This window comes from Streptomyces sp. NPDC002742 (assembly GCF_042888885.1).
Lineage (GTDB): Bacteria > Actinomycetota > Actinomycetes > Streptomycetales > Streptomycetaceae > Streptomyces.
In genome coordinates this window covers 200,967-217,301 of record NZ_JBIAQF010000003.1, presented here as the reverse complement: position 1 = coordinate 217,301, position 16,335 = coordinate 200,967, and the positions used below count along the sequence as shown (strand labels likewise).

The window sequence follows — 16,335 nt, the reverse complement described above, 5'->3', positions numbered from 1 at the left end:
GGGGGAAACCGTGGCGCTGATGAACGAGCCGACCGCGCCGTACCACTCGGCCCAGGACGCGCTGCGCGTCCTGGAGTCGTTGTCGCGACACACCACCGGCGTCACCGAGGCCGAACTCGCCCGCCAGTCCGGCCTCGGCGCCGACCGGCTGACCGCACTGCTGCGCATGCTGCGCCGGGAGGGTTACGTCGAGCAGGTCACGGACGGCGCGTACGTCACCGGCGCCGCCCTCGGCCGCCTCGGTTCCGCGCAGGGCCGCGAGCAGGCCCTGCGCGACAAGCTCCAGCAGACGATCGACCGGCTCCGCGACTCGGTCGGCGCCGCGATCTACATCAGCCGCTACATCGACGGCGAGGTGCACGTCACCCAGTACGCGGAGAGCCCGTCGACCCCCGCGGTCAACGAATGGGTCGACTTCCGCTCCTCCGCGCACGCCAGCGCGGTCGGCAAGAGCCTGCTCGGACAGCTCGACCACAACGGCCGCCGGGACCACCTCGCCCGCCACAAGATGGCCCGCCTCACCTCGCGGACCATCACCAGCGAGCGGCTTCTGCTCTCCCGCCTCGACTCCCAGCCGGCCACCGTGCCCGTGCTCGATCTCCAGGAGTACGCGATCGGCACGGTCTGCGCGGCCGTCCCGATCACCGCCGGCTCCTCCGTCGGCTGCCTCGCCCTCTCCCTCCCGGTCGAGCACGCCCACCGGCTCCGCCGCGCCGCGGACACGCTGAACCGCGGAGCGGCACCGGTGCTGCTCTCCCTCGCGATCTGACAGCCGCCGCACCGGACCCGCACAGGGCGTATACGGGGCCCACACAGGGCCGGCGGGCCGATCCGCCCGCCCGCCGGAGCGGGATCCGGTCACATGGCCGGACGGACGGCCCGGCAGCGGTCGGACGGGTGGTCGGAAGCACCCCCTCGGACCAGGTAGTATTTCTTTTGTCGCCGCCCGCGGAAGCGGGAGGCGAGGGTCATGCGCCGCTAGCTCAGTTGGTTAGAGCAGCTGACTCTTAATCAGCGGGTCCGGGGTTCGAGTCCCTGGCGGCGCACCTCGGTGAAGGCCCCCCACGCATGTGGGGGGCCTTCACGCGTGTCCCGGGAGTCTTGGGCGGTCCCTGTGCCCCGGACGCGGGGAACCCGGCCTACTCCGACGTGACGAACTCGGTCAGCACCCGCGCCAGCAGACCCGGATCCCGCGCGCCGCACAACTCGCGCGCCGAGTGCATCGACAGCCCGGCCACGCCCACGTCGACCGTCGTCACGCCGAGGCGGGCCGCGGTGATCGGGCCGATCGAGGTCCCGCACGGCATCGCGTTGTGGGAGACGAACGGCTGCCACGGCACCTCGGCCCGCTCGCACGCGGCGGCGAAGGCCGCGACTCCGGTGCCGTCGGTGGCGTACCGCTGATTGACGTTGACCTTGATCACGGGGCCGCCGTTGGGCAGCGGACGGTGGTCCGGGTCGTGGCGTTCGGCGTAGTTGGGGTGGACGGCGTGGGACATGTCGCAGGAGACGCACAGGGCGCCGGCGAGGGCACGGTTGAAGTCCTCGGCCCCGCCGCCCCGGGCGGTCACGGACCGGCCCAGCACCCTTTCCAGGAAGGGTCCCTGGGCGCCGGACTCCGATCCGCTGCCGACCTCCTCGTGGTCGAAGGCGGCGAGCACCGGTATGGACGCGGGCGGCCGGGCGGCGCCGGCCGCGGCGACCAGGGCGGTGACGCCCGCGTGCACCGAGATCTGGTTGTCGAGGCGCGGCGCGACGATGAACTCCTCGTCCGCGCCCAGGTACCCGGGCGGCTGGATGTCGTGCAGCATCAGGTCCCAGCCGAGGATCTCGGCGGCGTCGGCGCCCGCCTCGTCCGCGAGCCGTCCGAGCAGGGCGCCGGGCCGGGCGTCGCCCAGCCCCCACAGCGGGGCCATGTGCCGCTGCCGGTCCAGGGTGAGCCCCTCGTTGACGGTGCGGTCCAGGTGGATGGCGAGTTGCGGGACCCGCAGCAGCGGCTTGTCCACGCAGACCAGCCGGCTCGAACCGTCGCGCAGGACCAGCCGCCCCGAGACTCCGAGATCACGGTCGAGCCAGGTGTTGAGCGGCACACCGCCGTAGACCTCCACGGCGATCTGCCGCCACCCCGCCGAGCCGGTGTCCGGCGTGGGCTTGACCCGCAGGTTCGGTGAGTCGGTGTGGGCGCCGACGATCCGGAACGGGGTGCGGGCGGGTGCGCCCGGCGGGACGTACCAGGCGAGCAGCGCTCCCCCGCGGACGACGTAGCGGCCTCCCTCCGCTCCGGCCGTCCAGTCGTCCCGCTCCCGCAACTCCGCGAAACCCGCCTTCTCCAGGCGCTGCGCCGCGCTCGCCACCACGTGGTACGGCGAGGGGCTGGCTCTGACGAAGCCGAGCAGGTCGTCATTGTGTCCGCGGTCGAGCGTGTCATGCGTGGGGGACATGAGTGCCTTTCGGGTGCTGTCGAGGGTCGGAGTGGGGGTGGGGGTTGTCGGACGTCCGGCCGGGCGCACGGTTCGGCCGGAGCGACGACCGGCCCGGAGGCGGCCTGGACCGCAGGGGCATGACAAGCGCCCAACCGGGCCCGGCGCACGGCGCCACCGACGCGGACACGAGCCGGGGCGACACCGCCCCGCGGCTCCCGTGTCCGCGACCCGGATCAGGCAACGCAACGCCCTTCTTCCCTCGGCTCGGACCTCTGGCGCACAGGCCTCTCGGCACACGTGCCCGGATATCCTCCCCGCGGAAAGCGGCCGGGATGCCTCACTCCGCCGTCGTTCGAAAGAGGCCGAGGGTCGTCGCCCACCGACGCGGGCAGTCCGGTACGACCGACACGGGTGGCGCGGGGGCGCTGTCCGCGGGACGTCCGCCCGGCTATCGCGTCAGCAACTCCGCCCGGCCGTGCGCCCGGTACTGGGCCACCAGCCCGTCCACGTCCGCCGCGGTCAGCGTCCGGTACGCCGGCTCACCCGGGGGCCGCCACCACACCGGGTCCGGGCAGCGGAAACCCTCGTGCCGCAGGCCCACCCGGTGGATCTTGTTGGTGGCGGTGACCGGCATCCGCTCCACGATCCGAAGGAACCGGGGTGCCATCTTCGTGCCCAGGTCCGGCTGGGCGAGCAGGAACTCCGCGAAGGACAGCGGGTCGAAGCGGGTCCGCTCCTTCAGTGCCAGCGTCGCCATCACCTGGTCGCCCGCCACCGGATCCGGCACGGCGTACACCGCGACGGCGGCGGCGTCCTCGTACCGGGCGAGGATGTTCTCGATCACCGCGGCCGCGAGGTTCTCGCTGTCGACGCGGAGCCGGTCGTCGGTGCGTCCGGCGAAGTAGAGGAAGCCGTCGGCGTCGCGGTAGAAGAGATCCCCGGTCCAGTACCAGCCCTCCCCCGCGTCACCGCCCCCTGTCTCGCCGTCCCCCGCCTCACCGCCCTCAGTCCCGCCGTCCCCCGCCCCGCCCTCCCCGGGCCGAGGGGACGCGCCCCGGCGCCGGGCGGCCTCGGCGTCGGGATTGCGCCAGTACCCCTCGAAGGGACTGGCGCCGCGGTTCACCAACTCACCTATCGCGTCCGCGCCGTTGAGCAGGCGCCCGTCCTCGGCGAAGACGGCGGCCGGACACTCCCGCCGGGTTCTCGGGTCGATCACCGCGAGGTCGTCGGCGGGCGCCGCCCGTCCGATCGCCCCGGCCGGGGTGCCCGGTGCCCGCTGAATGGCGGCGCCGCCCTCCGAGGACCCGTACCCCTCGATCAGCCGCGCCCCGAAGCGCTTCTCGAAGGCGGCCGCGTCGACCGAGCCGGCCTCCGTGCCGAATCCCCTGCGCAGGGGGTTGTCACGGTCGTCGGGACGCGCCGGCGTGGCCAGCAGATACTGCACGGCACGACCGACGTAGGTGAAGTACGTTGCCCCGCAGGCCCGTACGTCGGGGAGGAACCCGGACGCCGAGAAGCGGCGCCGCAGCGCGATCCCCGCGCCCGCCGCCAGCGCGGGGGCCCAGTCGGCGATCACCGCGTTGCCGTGGAACATCGGCATGCAGATGTAGTGGGTGTCGTCCGCTCGCACCCCGAAGTGGTCGACGAGCGAGTGTCCGGCCGCCGCGATCCTGCCCTGGGTGCAGATCGCGGCCTTGGGCGCGCCGGTCGAACCGGACGTGAAGAGCAGCAGGAACCGGCTGTCCGGTCCGGCCCCGCCGACGTCCGGCTTCGCACCCTCGTAGGTTCTCAGGAGCTCCGCGTAGGCGTCCGTGTCGGTCACCAGGACGCGTACTCCGGGGAGTTCGAGTCCGTCGAGGAGGGGCAGATGGGCCCGCTCGGTGACCAGCACACGGCACTCGGTGTGCAGGATGTCGCGGGCCAGTTCGGGGCCGCGCCGGGTCGGGTTGATCCCGGCGACGGCCGCGCCGGCGAGGGCGGCCGCGCTCAACCACAGGGGATATTCGGGGGTGTTGTCGAGCAGGACCCCCACATGCGGTTCGGCTCCGGGGGGCAGCAGTTCGGTCAGCAGTGCCGCCCGTGCCGCCGCGCCCGCCGCCACCTGGTGGTGACTGACGACCCGGCCCTCGAACCACAGCCCCGGCCGGTGGTCACCCCACCGCTCCCGGACGAGCTCCCCGACAGTGCGTCCACTGGATCCCATGGCGCCGTAAGGTAATTGACGCATCGTCAGAAGTGGAGAGGTATGCGCTCCCCGGCTCGGGCGGGTGCCTCCGACTCGGGCGTGCGCGCCTCAGATTCCGCCGAAGAGCGCGTCGTCGCCCGCGGACATCTCGTGGTACGTGATCATGAAGCCGACGCAGAACGCGACGATCACGCCGAAGAACACCAGCATGCCCAAGGTGCCCACGGCCACCCTGACCGGGTTCGGCTCATGGGCCGTCGCCTTGTCGGGGTGCTGGGCCGTGTAGTGCACGGTGACGATGTCACCCTCGACGACCGTCGGACGTCCGTCGCTCTCCTTGAAGCGGATCGCACGGCCGTCACGCGCCGTGAACTCGTAGACGTGGTGCAGGGTCGTGGTGACCGAGGTGTCGTTGGCGCCCCCGCTGACCGTCGTGAACGCGCGCAGACAGCGTGCCTCCGCGGTCAGTCCGCTCTTCCAGGCGCTGCGCAGCTCCAGCGAGCGGCGGACCGACTTGGCCGCCGCGAACAGCACCACGGTGATCATCAGGGCGGGCAGGGCATAGAAGAACACATTCATGACGATCCCCCGTCGGTCGGTAACAGTTCCCCGCGCGCCGACCTGGTCGAGTCGACGTGCGGGGAACATACCCGCACCGTTGGCGTCCGCGCCTCAAGGGAGGCTCAGAACACCCGCCTTGGACATGCGGGCCTCAGAACGTGACGTCCGCGCAGGAGTAGAACGCGTTCGTCGTGTCCGCGACCGTCCACACCCCGAGGACGATGTGGTGTCCGCTCCTGCCGCTCGGCAGGGTGCCGGTGTGCGAGAGCGTGGACGGGGGGCGCTGTCCGTTGTAGGGGACCGTCAGGAACGGGGTGGTCTCCAGGTCCGCGCGGGTCAGCGCGTGGTTCTGGTTCCAGCCGGTCTTGGTGATGAAGTACTTGAAGTCGGTCGTCGCGTGCATCGCGGTGAACTGCCAGCGGAAGGTGTAGGTCTGTCCCGCGGTCACCTTGGTCGTCGGCCAGGCCGTACCCGCGGGGGTCCTGGGCTGGTCGAGCTGGCCGAAGTTGGTGTGGTTCGCGGAACAGATCTGACCATCGGCCGGGCCGGCCGCCGGGAAGCCCTTGAGGCCCTCGACGCTCTGCGGCTCCCATTGGATGTCACCGCAGTTGGCGACGATCCCGCCGTTCGCGGCGCACATCTTCTGCCGGCTGAGAGGCTGGTCGGTGTAGCCGTGGGCGCTGGCTCCGCCGGTGGAGAGCACGAAGGTGCCCGCCGTGGCGAGACCGAGAGCCGCCGCGTACAACTTCACTTTTCTGCTGGTGCGGGACTGGTTCGTCCGTGTGCGCATGCTGCCGCTCCTGGAGGACGTGGGGGATGTTCCCGTGAGCCGTGCGCGCGAGGTTCAGGTCTAGACCAAGTATCAGATTATTGCGGGTAGTTGAACATGTCCATACCAATAGCGGACCTGTCCGCCCGCCTGTCCGCCCCGCCCGGGGACCCGCAGCGCCCCACCCGGGGGCCCGCAGCACCCCGCCCGGGGACCCACAGCACCCCGCCCGGGTGGCTACGAGGACACCTCCCCGCGCCCCGTGCAGAACGCCACCGTCAGGTCCTTCACCAACGCCTTGCGTTCGTAGTCGTCCAGTTCGACCAGCCCCCGCAGGGTCAGTCGGGTCACCGTGTCCTCCACCGAGTCGACGACCGAGCCGAGCACGCTGTCGCGGTGCTGGGCGTCCAGGGCCGCGATCCGGCGGCGCTGCATCACGGCGGCGATCTCCGGCGCGTACTCGATCCGGGTCGGCTGCGCGGAGAACACCTCCAGGCCGACCGGAGCCGTGTCCGCGGACACCATCCGGGTCAGCGCCTCGCCGACCGCGTCCGTGTTGCGCAGGGTCAGGTCCCTGATCACGGCGGGCGGCAGTTCGGCGGGCAGCTGGGAGAGCACCCGCGAGAGCGCCGCCTCCACGCACTCGCGCAGATACGTCCGGTGGTCGTCGACGGCGAGCGTGGCCCGCGCGGTGTCCTTGACGCGCCACACGACGAGCACGACCACCCGCAGCTCGACCCCGTTCGCGTCGACCACGGACATCGGCTCGCTGCGCCAGTGCCGCAGCCGTACGTCGACCCGGCGGCGCAGCACGAGCGGGTTGACCCACATCAGACCGGTGCGCCGGACCGTGCCGCGATAGCGCCCGAACAGACCGAGCACCCAGGCCCGCCCGGTCCGGCCGCGGGCGAGACCGCCGAAGCCGAACAGACCGAGGGCGCCCGCCCCGGCGTACGCCGCCCATTGCGCGGGCCCGAGCCCGGCGCCCGCGGACCTGTGCAGTTCCAGCGCCGCCAGCACGGCGGGCGGCAGCGCCCCCGCCCACCAAGTGGTGAGAGCACATCCGGCCACACCGCAGGCCCCGGCCAGCACACCCGCCGCCCCGGGCAGCACCCGTGCGGGCCGTTCCACCAGCTCGGGATCGACCTCCGGCACCGGACGCGGAGGTCTGCCGGGCGCGGGCCGCCGGATCCTCGGCTGCTCGCCGGTGCCGCGCCGGCGGCCCACGACCGCGGGCGCGAGCGGCACGGACACCGGGTCGGGGTCGTCGCGGAAGAGCAGATGGACGGGGATCTCGGTGGTCACCTCGTTGTGGATGAGCCGGGCGGGCCGGTGGCCGCCGCACTCGGCCGCCGTGTCGGTCCGCGGTTCCACCGAGGGCGCCCCCTCGGACTCCGGGGTGTCTGACGTCGTCGTACTCATAGCTGCCTCCATGCCTCCGCGCCTGGAAGTGTGTTCACGAGCCGTGGGGAACCCGGACCGCTCAGCCGCACCGGACCGCTGCTCCGCCGCACCGGACCCGGACTGCTCCGCCGTACCGGACCCGGACTGCTCAGCCGTACGGAACCCTGCCTCCTCGCCCGTGCGGAACCCTGCCCGCTCAGGAGAAGAGCCGCCGCCAGGTCTCCGGTCCCGGATAGCCGTCGGCCGCCCCGCCGCGCCAGCCCTGGGCCCGCTGGAACGCCTCGACGTTGCGCCGGTCCGCCTCGCCCCAGCGCGGCCCCGGACCGTTTTCGTAGTAGGTGCCGAACCCCTTCTTGACCAGCTGTCTCCCCAGCTGGGTGACGTGGGCGTCGTTCGCCCCGGGCCGGAACACCGCGCGCCCCGGATAGCCGGGCACGGTGTGCGAGGAACCCGGGCCCGCCGTCGCGGCGGGGATGTTCCTGCCCTTCTTCCCCACCAGGTACGACCAGGTCCTCGGCCCCGGCAGCCCGTCCGCGTCCGCCCCCTTCCAGCCCTGCGCCCGCTGGAACGCCCGGGTGGCCCGCTGGTCCGCGGCCGACCAGCGCGGCCCCGGACCCCTCGGGTAGAACCGTCGCGCGCCCCGGTCCACCAGAAGCCGGCCGAGCTGGGTGACGTACGCGTTGTTCGCACCGGTCCCGAAGTAGGCGGCCCCCGGATAGCGGGTCGACGTGGACGGCAGCGGACCGCCGGCGCCCTCCGTGATCCCCTTGTAGCGATAGGGGACGTAGTGGCCCGAGTTCGTCCAGTACGCGTACGGGGTGGACTTCCTCCTGGTGTGCGGCGGGGTCTGCTCGTAGGCGACGTACTGGGTGTGCGTGTGGTCCGTCCAGCCTCCGAAGATGACGACGTGCGAGCCCTTCTCGGGGTTGTCGGGATTGTGGAAGAGCAGGATGTCGCCCGGCTGGAGCCGGTCCCGGGTGATCTTCACGCCGAAGCTGTCGAGGCTGCCCGTCCATTCGTTGCCCGGCAGGTTCCAGGCCATCGAGACGAAGCCCGAGCAGTCCTGCCGGTACCCGTCCCGCCAGTAGTCGTCCATGCTGTACGGCACCTGCGCGTTGATCCATGTCATGACCCGCTTGTAGATCTCCGCCCGGGTGGTGGCGGGCGCCCGGACCGCCTTCCCCGGCCTGGCCGGCAGCGCCGGTTTCCCCGCCGGACCGTGCAGCGGCGCCCTGCGGCCCTGGGGAGTGGCGTCGTGCCCGTCGGCCGGGGGAACGCCGGGCCGGACGGGTCCGTGCACGGCGGCGACCGCCGGCACCGCGCCGAGGACGGTACCCGCCGTGGCGGCCAGCGCGAGGGCCATGGGGGTTCGCGCCACCCCCGCGAGGCCGAGGGCGTGGGCGAGGGACGCCGGACGGCCCGGGGGGTCGGCCGGCCGGAGCCGCGAGGAAAGGGGCAGGGCGCGCCGCCGGTGAACGCATCCGGGGCAATCACAGTCACTCGCGGGTTCGAATTCCTCGAATACCGGAGTCTTCATGCGACGCCCCTCGTACTCCAAATGGAAATGTCCGCAATTCTGCACATTCGTCAGTTTCTCAACTGTCATCCGGTGGCGCACGTTGACGGTCCGAATGATGTACGGGACCACCCCCACCCGCCGTGGTGCTCCCGCCCGGTCAGGAGCACCCCCGCGGGTCGGGTAGAGTTTTCGCGTCAGCAGGCGCCGCTAGCTCAGTTGGTTAGAGCAGCTGACTCTTAATCAGCGGGTCCGGGGTTCGAGTCCCTGGCGGCGCACCGACCGAAGGGCCTCCCCGTGACGAACGGGGAGGCCCTTCGTCATACCCGCGAAACCGCTCACCGCGATCAGCGATGCCACCCCCGGCGCCGCCCTGGACGCCCGCGCCCCGGCACCCTTGCCACCGTCCGTCCGGCTTCCCTCCCGGGCCCGGCGTCACGGGTACGCGCGCCGCGGGGGGACCGGTGCGGCGGCCGTCGTGGACTTGGCCTCAAAGCGTCTATGAACCGTACCGCTCATCTGTTCTAAGGTGGCCTCAAGTGGCCCCGGTACCAGGCCGATTGTCCCGGCCCGATCCCCACCCCGGTGGGCGGGCCGTAAGCCTCCCGCGCCGGCGCCGGGTTACTCCCGCGACCCGTGCGCCCGCGGTCGAGGACCAGCCCGGTCGGCGGCTCCAGGGGGAGCGGGTCGTCGACCGGGCCCGGTAACCGCGCCGGCGCCCCCACCGGCGCGGCACCGGCGCCGCCCCGGCTACAGCCCGCTTCCCGTCAGGTACGCCGAGACGACCACGTTCGCCGTATAGCTGTCGCTCGTCCGGTCGAAGGTCCCGCCGCAGGTGATCAGCCGCAGCTCGGCCCGCCCCGACTTCCGTACTCCGTAAGCCTGTTGGGCGTCGAAGTGGTCGCGCGGCAGCACCTGGACGTCGTCCACGGTGAACTCGGCGACCGTCCCGTCCTCGCGCATGACCCGGATGTCGTCGCCGGGCTTGACGGAGCTGAGCCGGTAGAAGACGGCGGGGCGGGTCCTGGTGTCGACGTGGCCGACCATCAGCGCGGTCCCGACCGCCCCCGGCTGCGCCCCGGCCGCGTACCAGCCGACGACACCCGGCTGGTCGAACGGCGGCGGATCGATCGCGCCCCGGCCGTCGAGCCCGCGGGCCACGACGGGGGCCTGCACGCCCATCGAGGGAATGTCGACGCGCTGCGGCCTGGCGTTCCCGAGGGGCTTGAGCGCGGGCGGCAGCCGTACCTCCGGCGGCCGTCCCACGGCAGCGATGTCCCCCGTGGTCGGCGCCGATGTCCCCAGCCTCGGATCCGTCACCTCACGGCCCCACATCCACAGCCCGAGCAGCAGCACCATCCAGGCCACGCCGGTCAGCAGACGTCCGGCGCCCGGGGAACGCTCCCGTTCGGCCATGTCAGTCGCGGCCGTCGTGGCCCCGGCGCGCGCTGCGGACCGCCACGGCGACCGCGGCGACGCTCGCGAGGACCAGGCCGACCACGGTCTGCCTGGTGCCGGGGCCGGCCACGCGGGCGTCCCCCACCGTGGCGAGGCGGGCGGTTCCGCCGCCGCCCGCATGCACGGGCGCGACCGGTGAGGCGGGCACGGAGGCCCTGGGCGAGGATTCCCGCACCGGGACGGTGACCGTGCCCTTGACCCGGTCGCGGTGGCCGTCGCAGTCGACCCGGATGTCGTAGCTGCCGGGGCGCAGTGCGGTACGGACGCGGGTCTCGCCCACCAGTCCGCCGCCGCCCCCGCCGGTCAGCCACGCGTCCGAGACGAACGCGTCCGAGGCCGCGGCGCCCGTCCGGCCCGCGCAGCCCATGGCCCGCAGCTGGATGTCGCTGCCGGCGGCGGGGGACCCGGGAGTCACGGAGACCCCGGCCGGTCCCGTGCCCGCCGCGTACGCGGTGGGCGTGAACGCGGCGGCGACCACCGCCCCGGCGCAGAGAGTGAGTCGCATTGAGCGCATCGTGAAACCTCCAGATATCTGGAGACTCCCCCTCGCGGCGGCGGCCCGCATCTCCAGGTGGCCGCCACTGCTCCGTACGGGTCTGTCCGCGGCATCGCGGGTTTGGGGGTGCGCTCGGCACGCCCCGGGGCTCCGATGCTCCCGGCGCGCCCGGAGGCCGAGTCGCGTTCGGCGAGACCCGCGCCTCGGACGCGGTGGGCGAAACCCGCGCCTCAGATGCGGTGGGCGAAACCCGCGCCTCAGATGCGGTCCACGAGACCCGCGCCTCAGATGCGGTCGACGAGATCCGCGATGGAGTCGACGATCTTCGAGGGCCGGTACGGGTAGCGCTCGATCTCCTCCGGCGTGGTCAGCCCGGTCAGAACGAGGAAGGTCTGCATCCCCGCCTCCAGACCGGCCAGGACGTCGGTGTCCATGCGGTCGCCGATCATCGCGCTGGCCTCGGAGTGCGCGCCGATGGCGTTCAGGCCCGTCCGCATCATCAGCGGGTTCGGCTTGCCCGCGAAGTACGGCTGCTTGCCGGTGGCCTTGGTGATCAGCGCGGCGACCGCGCCGGTGGCCGGCAGCGGGCCCTCGGTGGACGGGCCGGTCTCGTCCGGGTTGGTGGCGATGAACCGGGCGCCGCCCTTGATCAGCCGGACCGCCTTGGTCATGGCCTCGAAGGAGTAGGTACGGGTCTCCCCGAGGACCACGTAGTCCGGCTCGTGATCGGTCAGGACGTATCCGATGTCGTGCAGCGCGGTGGTCAGACCCGCCTCACCGATGACGTACGCCGTGCCGCCGGGCCGCTGGTCGTCGAGGAACTTGGCGGTGGCGAGGGCGGAGGTCCAGATGTTCTCGACCGGCACGTCCAGGCCCATGCGCTTGAGCCTCGCGTGCAGGTCGCGGGCCGTGTAGATGGAGTTGTTCGTCAGGACCAGGAAGGGCTTGCCGGATTCGCGCAGCTTCCTGATGAAGACGTCGGCGCCCGGGATCGGCACCCCCTCGTGGATGAGGACACCGTCCATGTCGGTCAGCCACGACTCGATCGGCTTGCGCTCTGACATGTGCGGGGTCTCCTGCCGTCCTGGCGTACGTACGCACTCGATCCGGGGGCGCCGGAACGACGTCGTGCCGACGCCCCAGCCTAGTCAGGACGGCACGGTCCCGACCGGGTCGGACCGCCCGGACCGGCACTCCGCCGATCACCCGGTACCGGTTGTTCCCCAACTCCTCGACGAGCCGGGCGATGTGGGCCTTGACCGCGTAGTACTTCGGGATGCGGCCGTGCTCCGGAATACCGGAGCGGACGGGGGCGCCGGGAGCCTGGTCGTTCGGATAGTCCACGGAAACGATCGTCGCAGACGGCGTTCCCGCCACGGCTTCCAGGTGTCAGCGCCGACGCCGGAGTACCCGCCGTGACAGGGCGAGCAGTCCGGCTCCGCAGGCGACCAGCGCGAGCGCGAGCACGGCCAGTGCCGGCCGGTTCGGCCCGCCGGTCCCGGTCCTGGCCAGCTCGTTCGCGGACGGCGCGGCCGTACCGGTGCCGGCGGTACCGCCGACGGTGGTCCCGCCGCTGGTCGTCCCGCTCACCGTGCCCGTCCCGGCACCGGCGCGAGAGCCGACACCGGGGCCGGCACTCGCATCGGGACTCGCGCCGGCGTCGGTCCCGCTGTCCACGGTGTCGCCCTGGTCCTGGCCCGCCTCCTTGCCCGTCTCCTTGCTCGTCTCCGTGGACTTGCCCCCGCCCTCGACGCCGAACCGGTAGTCGTTCGACTCCCCTACCCAGTCGCCGTCGTCGCCGTGCTTCTGCACGACGGCGGCGTTGGCGACGACGGTGTTCGGAGCGGTGGCGTCGGAGGCCAGGGACAGCCGCACCTTCACGGTGAGGGTGCGGCCGGGGGCCACGGTGAACCCGGGGAAGCCGTCGTCGAACGGCCCCACGTTCTCGGCCTGGTCGCTCCGCTCGAACTTCACCGTGTGGGCCAGCTCCCCCTCGTAGAACTCCAGCCGCGCCTGTCCGGGCCGCAGCGTCCGCCTCTCGTCCACGAGGACGACGACCGGGTGGATCGCGCCGCAGGTGTGCGCCGTGGCGTTGGTGAGGTCGATGTACCAGGTCCCGAAGTCGCCGCCGGTCTGGTAGGCGTCGGGGCCACCGTGGATACGGGTCTTGATCGGGAAGTCATGGGTGTCGGACGAGACGCAGGCGGGCAGGGGGTCCAGCGCGTTCGCCGGGGCCGGCGTGAGCGTCACCCACAGCGCGAGAGCGGTCGGGGCGAGGGCGGTCGGAGCGAGCGGATGGGACGTACGCAGTCGCATGAGGAGCCTTTGGCCGATCGGGAGGGGGCGGGGATCGGGAGGACCGAAAGCGTCAGTCGGTGCCGGGCAATGGCCTCGCGACCCTGGCACGTGTCGCCCCCGCCGACTGACCGCCACCCGTGAAGGGCCCCCCGTTCGGCCGCGAATTTCCCTCATCCGGCCCCGAGTCCCCTCCCCGGGCCCGCACTCCCCTCGTTCAGCCCTCTCCCCGCCCGAACAGCGGGGCCAGCAGCAGCTGGGCCGCACCCTCGGCCACTCCTCGCGCTCCGCCGGGGGCCACCCGGACCGGTACCGGGGCGCCGCCCCCTTCGCGCCGGGCCCGTTCCTCCAGGACGGCGCCGACGCCGCGTACGAAGACCTCCTCGTGAGCGGCGACCGTACGACCGCCCAGCAGCACGAGGTCGATGTCGAGCAACCCCACCAGATTCGCCGCCCCGGCCCCGAGCACGCGGGCCGCCTCGGCCACGGCCCCCCGCCCCACCGCGTCCAGGCACAGCACCTCGATGCACCCCCGGTTCCCGCACTCGCACAGCGGCCCGTCCAGCTGGATGACCTGATGTCCGAACTCCCCGGCCCCGGTGCGGGCCCCCCGGTGCACGACCCCGCCGATCACGAGCCCGGCCCCCAGTCCCGTACCGAGATGCAGATACGCGAAGGACCCGCCGCCCGCGAAGCCGGAGCCGGAACCGAACCCGGAGCCGGTGCCCGAGCCGGAACCGAACCCGGTGCCGGACGGGGCGCCGGTCCCCACCGCGACCCCGAGCGCCGCCGCGTTGGTGTCCTTGTCCACGACCACGGGCAGCCCGAGCCGCCCGGCCAGCGCGTCCCGCAGCGCGAACCCGTCCCACTCGGGGAATCCCGTGACCCGGTGCAGCACCCCCAGGGTGTGATCCAGGGGCCCCGGCAGAGCGACCCCCACGCCCAGCGGTGCCACCCCGCCGAGCAGGGCCGACACCTCGCCCGCCGCCCCCTCGACCACCGCGTCGGCCCCGGCCCCCAGATCCAGCGGGGCGCGCCGCACGGCCACCACGGCCCCGGTGAGATCGCAGAGCACGACGGTCAGCTCGTCCCGGTCCAGGTGCAGCCCGACCGCGTGCCCCGCCTCGGGTACGAGCCGCAGGACCGTACGGGGTTTGCCGCCCGTGGACGCGCGGCGCCCCGCCTCCGTAGCGAGGCCGTCCGTCCGCAGCCGCGCGGTGATCTTGCTGACCGCCTGCGGGGTCAGCCCGGTCCGCTCGGCGAGTTCCAGGCGGCTGATGCCGGAAGCCCCCGCCGTGCGCAGCAGATCGAGCACCAGCGCGGCGTTGTGACTGCGCAGCGCCGGCAGGTTCACCCCGGCGGCCCCGGCGCCCGCGCCGGTTACCGGACTCCCGGGCACCCCCTGGTTCCCGAAGACGCCATAGGTCCCGGTCCCGGCCGCACCCCGGTTCGTGAAGACGCCGGAAGCCCCGGGTCCACCCTGATCCGCGAAAACACCGGAGGTCCCGGGTACACCTGGATTCCCAGGGATCCCCGGCGTCCCGTCCCCACCCACGCTGGTCCTGTTCACATCACCCATTGTCCCCCGCGCTTGCACTTTGGCAACAGCGTTGCGAAAGTAGGACCCATGACAGGCATGACTGGTACTGGTACCCCCCTTCGCGTGGGTCTCGTCGGCTACGGCCTCGCGGGTTCCGTTTTCCACGCCCCGCTGATCGCCACGACCGAGGGGCTCGCCCTCGACACGGTCGTCACGACCCATCCGGAGCGTCAGGCGCAGGCCCGCGCCGAGTTCGGCGACGGACTCCGGTTCGCCGCCACGCCCGACGAACTGCTGGCACGCGCCGACGAACTCGACCTCGTCGTCATCGCGTCCCCCAACAAGACCCACGTCCCGATCGCGACCGCCGCCCTCAAGGCGGGCCTCCCCGTGGTCGTGGACAAGCCCATCGCCGGTACGGCGGCCGACGCCCGCGAGCTGGCCGCCCTGGCCGACGAGCGCGGCCTGCTGCTCTCCGTCTTCCAGAACCGCCGCTGGGACAACGACTTCCTGACCCTGCGCAAGCTGTTCGCCGAGGGCGAGCTGGGCGACGTCCACCGCTTCGAGTCCCGTTTCGAGCGCTGGCGCCCGCAGCCGAAGGGCGGCTGGCGCGAGTCGGGCGACCCGGCGGAGATCGGGGGTCTCCTCTACGACCTCGGCAGCCACCTGGTCGACCAGGCACTCGTCCTCTTCGGCCCCGCCGCCTCGGTGTACGCCGAGTCGGACATCCGCCGTCCGGGCGCGCTGACCGACGACGACACGTTCATCGCGATCACGCACGAGAGCGGGGTCCGCTCCCACCTGTTCGCCTCCGCGACGACCGCCCAGCTCGGCCCGCGCTTCCGCGTCCTCGGCTCGCAGGCGGGTTACGTCAAGTACGGCCTCGACCCCCAGGAGGCCGACCTGCGCGACGGCAAGCGGCCCGGCGGCACGACGGCCGGGTGGGGCGTCGAGCCGGAGGCCCTGTGGGGCCGCGTCGGCTCCGGCGAGTCCCCGCTGACCGGCGGCGGCCGCCCCGAGCCGACCGTCCCCGGCGCGTACCCCGCGTATTACGCGGCCGTCGCCGCCGCCATCCGTGACGGCGCCCCCAACCCGGTCAGCGCCCACGAGGCCGCCGCCGCCCTCGACGTCCTGGAGGCGGCCCGCCGCTCCGCCCACGAGGGAGTGGTGGTGTCCCTGTGAACGCGCCCGTCGCACCGGAGATCGCCGAGCTGGAGGAGCAGGAGCGCCGTCTGACGCTCCCCCGCTTCACCCACGACGACGCCTGGACTCTCGGCACCCTCCTCGTCGAGCTCGCCCGCGAGCGGGGCGCGCCGGTCGCCGTGGACATCCGCCGCGCCGGCCAGCAGCTCTTCCACGCGGCACTTCCGGGTTCCACCCCGGACAACGACGCCTGGATCGACCGCAAGCGCCGCGTCGTCGAGCGGTACGGCTGCTCCTCGCTGCTGGTCGGCTCGCGCTTCCGCGCCAAGGGCACGACCTTCGAGGAGTCCTCGCGCCTGGACCCCGACGCGTACGCGGCCCACGGGGGCGCGTTCCCGATCGCCGTGACCGGCGCGGGTGTCATCGGCACGGTCGTCGTGTCGGGCCTTCCCCAGATCGAGGACCACAAGATGGTGGTCGAGGCCCTGGAGAAGTTCCTCTCCGCCTGAGAGCTGCCCCAGCGCGCCGTTCCCCGCGCCCCGAAA

General features: G+C 72.9%; 14 protein-coding genes, 2 tRNA genes and 1 pseudogene. 5 read left to right on the top strand and 12 right to left on the bottom strand.

Annotated features, from left to right (window positions below; genetic code table 11):
• Positions 1-10: 10 nt before the first annotated feature.
• Both ACFYW8_RS06290 and ACFYW8_RS06285 read left to right on the top strand, forming a co-directional pair.
• Positions 11-769, top strand: a complete 759-nt coding sequence (locus tag ACFYW8_RS06290; protein WP_365870134.1) for an IclR family transcriptional regulator C-terminal domain-containing protein — start codon at positions 11-13, stop codon at positions 767-769.
• 203 nt (positions 770-972) lie between these two features.
• Positions 973-1,046: transfer RNA gene (locus ACFYW8_RS06285), tRNA-Lys, on the top strand.
• A gap of 93 nt (positions 1,047-1,139) precedes the next feature.
• Here the strand turns inward: ACFYW8_RS06285 and ACFYW8_RS06280 are convergent.
• The 6 genes from ACFYW8_RS06280 to ACFYW8_RS06255 all read right to left on the bottom strand — a co-directional run bounded on the left by ACFYW8_RS06280 (position 1,140) and on the right by ACFYW8_RS06255 (position 8,879).
• Complete coding sequence (locus ACFYW8_RS06280; RefSeq protein WP_365870135.1) at positions 1,140-2,441, bottom strand: M18 family aminopeptidase; 1,302 nt, start codon at positions 2,439-2,441, stop codon at positions 1,140-1,142.
• Positions 2,442-2,871: 430 nt separating this feature from the next.
• On the bottom strand, positions 2,872-4,626 hold the full coding sequence (locus tag ACFYW8_RS06275; protein WP_389068522.1) for an AMP-binding protein: 1,755 nt from the start codon (positions 4,624-4,626) through the stop codon (positions 2,872-2,874).
• Positions 4,627-4,716: 90 nt separating this feature from the next.
• Positions 4,717-5,187, bottom strand: coding sequence for a DUF3592 domain-containing protein (locus ACFYW8_RS06270; RefSeq protein WP_389068519.1), 471 nt, complete (start codon positions 5,185-5,187; stop codon positions 4,717-4,719).
• 133 nt (positions 5,188-5,320) lie between these two features.
• Positions 5,321-5,959 (bottom strand): lytic polysaccharide monooxygenase, encoded by a 639-nt coding sequence (locus tag ACFYW8_RS06265; RefSeq protein WP_389068516.1) that lies wholly within the window; start codon positions 5,957-5,959, stop codon positions 5,321-5,323.
• 216 nt (positions 5,960-6,175) lie between these two features.
• Positions 6,176-7,360, bottom strand: coding sequence for an SPFH domain-containing protein (locus ACFYW8_RS06260; RefSeq protein ID WP_389068512.1), 1,185 nt, complete (start codon positions 7,358-7,360; stop codon positions 6,176-6,178).
• Between the two features lie 178 nt (positions 7,361-7,538).
• Positions 7,539-8,879 (bottom strand): peptidoglycan-binding protein, encoded by a 1,341-nt coding sequence (locus ACFYW8_RS06255; protein WP_389068510.1) that lies wholly within the window; start codon positions 8,877-8,879, stop codon positions 7,539-7,541.
• A 183-nt stretch (positions 8,880-9,062) separates the two neighbouring features.
• Between ACFYW8_RS06255 and ACFYW8_RS06250 the strand changes: the two genes are divergently transcribed.
• A tRNA-Lys gene (locus tag ACFYW8_RS06250) sits at positions 9,063-9,136 on the top strand.
• Positions 9,137-9,608: 472 nt separating this feature from the next.
• Here ACFYW8_RS06250 and ACFYW8_RS06245 read toward each other — a convergent pair.
• The 6 genes and pseudogenes from ACFYW8_RS06245 to ACFYW8_RS06220 form a co-directional block, all read right to left on the bottom strand.
• Positions 9,609-10,274 carry a class F sortase gene (locus ACFYW8_RS06245; protein ID WP_365870141.1) on the bottom strand — a complete coding sequence of 222 codons (666 nt, stop codon included), beginning with the start codon at positions 10,272-10,274 and terminating at the stop codon, positions 9,609-9,611.
• Position 10,275: 1 nt separating this feature from the next.
• Positions 10,276-10,821: a hypothetical protein gene (locus ACFYW8_RS06240; protein WP_389068506.1), complete on the bottom strand. Its 546-nt coding sequence runs from the start codon at positions 10,819-10,821 to the stop codon at positions 10,276-10,278.
• A gap of 275 nt (positions 10,822-11,096) precedes the next feature.
• The gene (locus ACFYW8_RS06235) at positions 11,097-11,876 is read right to left on the bottom strand and encodes an HAD-IIA family hydrolase (protein ID WP_365870143.1); all 780 of its coding nucleotides are present in this window, start codon (positions 11,874-11,876) and stop codon (positions 11,097-11,099) included.
• A gap of 157 nt (positions 11,877-12,033) precedes the next feature.
• Positions 12,034-12,156, bottom strand: a pseudogene (locus ACFYW8_RS06230) (GntR family transcriptional regulator); the annotation flags it as partial.
• Positions 12,157-12,201: 45 nt separating this feature from the next.
• A complete protein-coding gene (locus ACFYW8_RS06225; protein ID WP_389068501.1) occupies positions 12,202-13,128 on the bottom strand; it encodes a hypothetical protein in 927 nt (308 codons plus the stop codon).
• 196 nt (positions 13,129-13,324) lie between these two features.
• Positions 13,325-14,506 (bottom strand): ROK family protein, encoded by a 1,182-nt coding sequence (locus ACFYW8_RS06220; protein WP_389068498.1) that lies wholly within the window; start codon positions 14,504-14,506, stop codon positions 13,325-13,327.
• A gap of 228 nt (positions 14,507-14,734) precedes the next feature.
• Here ACFYW8_RS06220 and ACFYW8_RS06215 point away from each other — a divergent pair, with 228 nt between their 5' ends.
• Positions 14,735-15,829: a Gfo/Idh/MocA family oxidoreductase gene (locus ACFYW8_RS06215; RefSeq protein ID WP_389068496.1), complete on the top strand. Its 1,095-nt coding sequence runs from the start codon at positions 14,735-14,737 to the stop codon at positions 15,827-15,829.
• Positions 15,826-16,299: a heme-degrading domain-containing protein gene (locus tag ACFYW8_RS06210; RefSeq protein WP_389068493.1), complete on the top strand. Its 474-nt coding sequence runs from the start codon at positions 15,826-15,828 to the stop codon at positions 16,297-16,299. The genes ACFYW8_RS06215 and ACFYW8_RS06210 overlap by 4 nt, the downstream gene beginning before the upstream one ends.
• Positions 16,300-16,335: the final 36 nt, after the last annotated feature.

Excerpts from the sequence above, each read along its gene's own strand:
- ACFYW8_RS06225 (WP_389068501.1), bottom strand. The coding sequence starts at position 13,128 with ATGCGACTGCGTACGTCCCATCCGCTCGCTCCGACCGCCCTCGCCCCG.
- ACFYW8_RS06255 (WP_389068510.1), bottom strand. The coding sequence starts at position 8,879 with ATGAAGACTCCGGTATTCGAGGAATTCGAACCCGCGAGTGACTGTGAT.
- ACFYW8_RS06240 (WP_389068506.1), bottom strand. The coding sequence starts at position 10,821 with ATGCGACTCACTCTCTGCGCCGGGGCGGTGGTCGCCGCCGCGTTCACG.
- ACFYW8_RS06265 (WP_389068516.1), bottom strand. The coding sequence starts at position 5,959 with ATGCGCACACGGACGAACCAGTCCCGCACCAGCAGAAAAGTGAAGTTG.
- ACFYW8_RS06275 (WP_389068522.1), bottom strand. The coding sequence starts at position 4,626 with ATGGGATCCAGTGGACGCACTGTCGGGGAGCTCGTCCGGGAGCGGTGG.
- ACFYW8_RS06235 (WP_365870143.1), bottom strand. The coding sequence starts at position 11,876 with ATGTCAGAGCGCAAGCCGATCGAGTCGTGGCTGACCGACATGGACGGT.
- ACFYW8_RS06245 (WP_365870141.1), bottom strand. The coding sequence starts at position 10,274 with ATGGCCGAACGGGAGCGTTCCCCGGGCGCCGGACGTCTGCTGACCGGC.
- ACFYW8_RS06270 (WP_389068519.1), bottom strand. The coding sequence starts at position 5,187 with ATGAATGTGTTCTTCTATGCCCTGCCCGCCCTGATGATCACCGTGGTG.
- ACFYW8_RS06260 (WP_389068512.1), bottom strand. The coding sequence starts at position 7,360 with ATGAGTACGACGACGTCAGACACCCCGGAGTCCGAGGGGGCGCCCTCG.
- ACFYW8_RS06280 (WP_365870135.1), bottom strand. The coding sequence starts at position 2,441 with ATGTCCCCCACGCATGACACGCTCGACCGCGGACACAATGACGACCTG.
- ACFYW8_RS06215 (WP_389068496.1), top strand. The coding sequence starts at position 14,735 with ATGACAGGCATGACTGGTACTGGTACCCCCCTTCGCGTGGGTCTCGTC.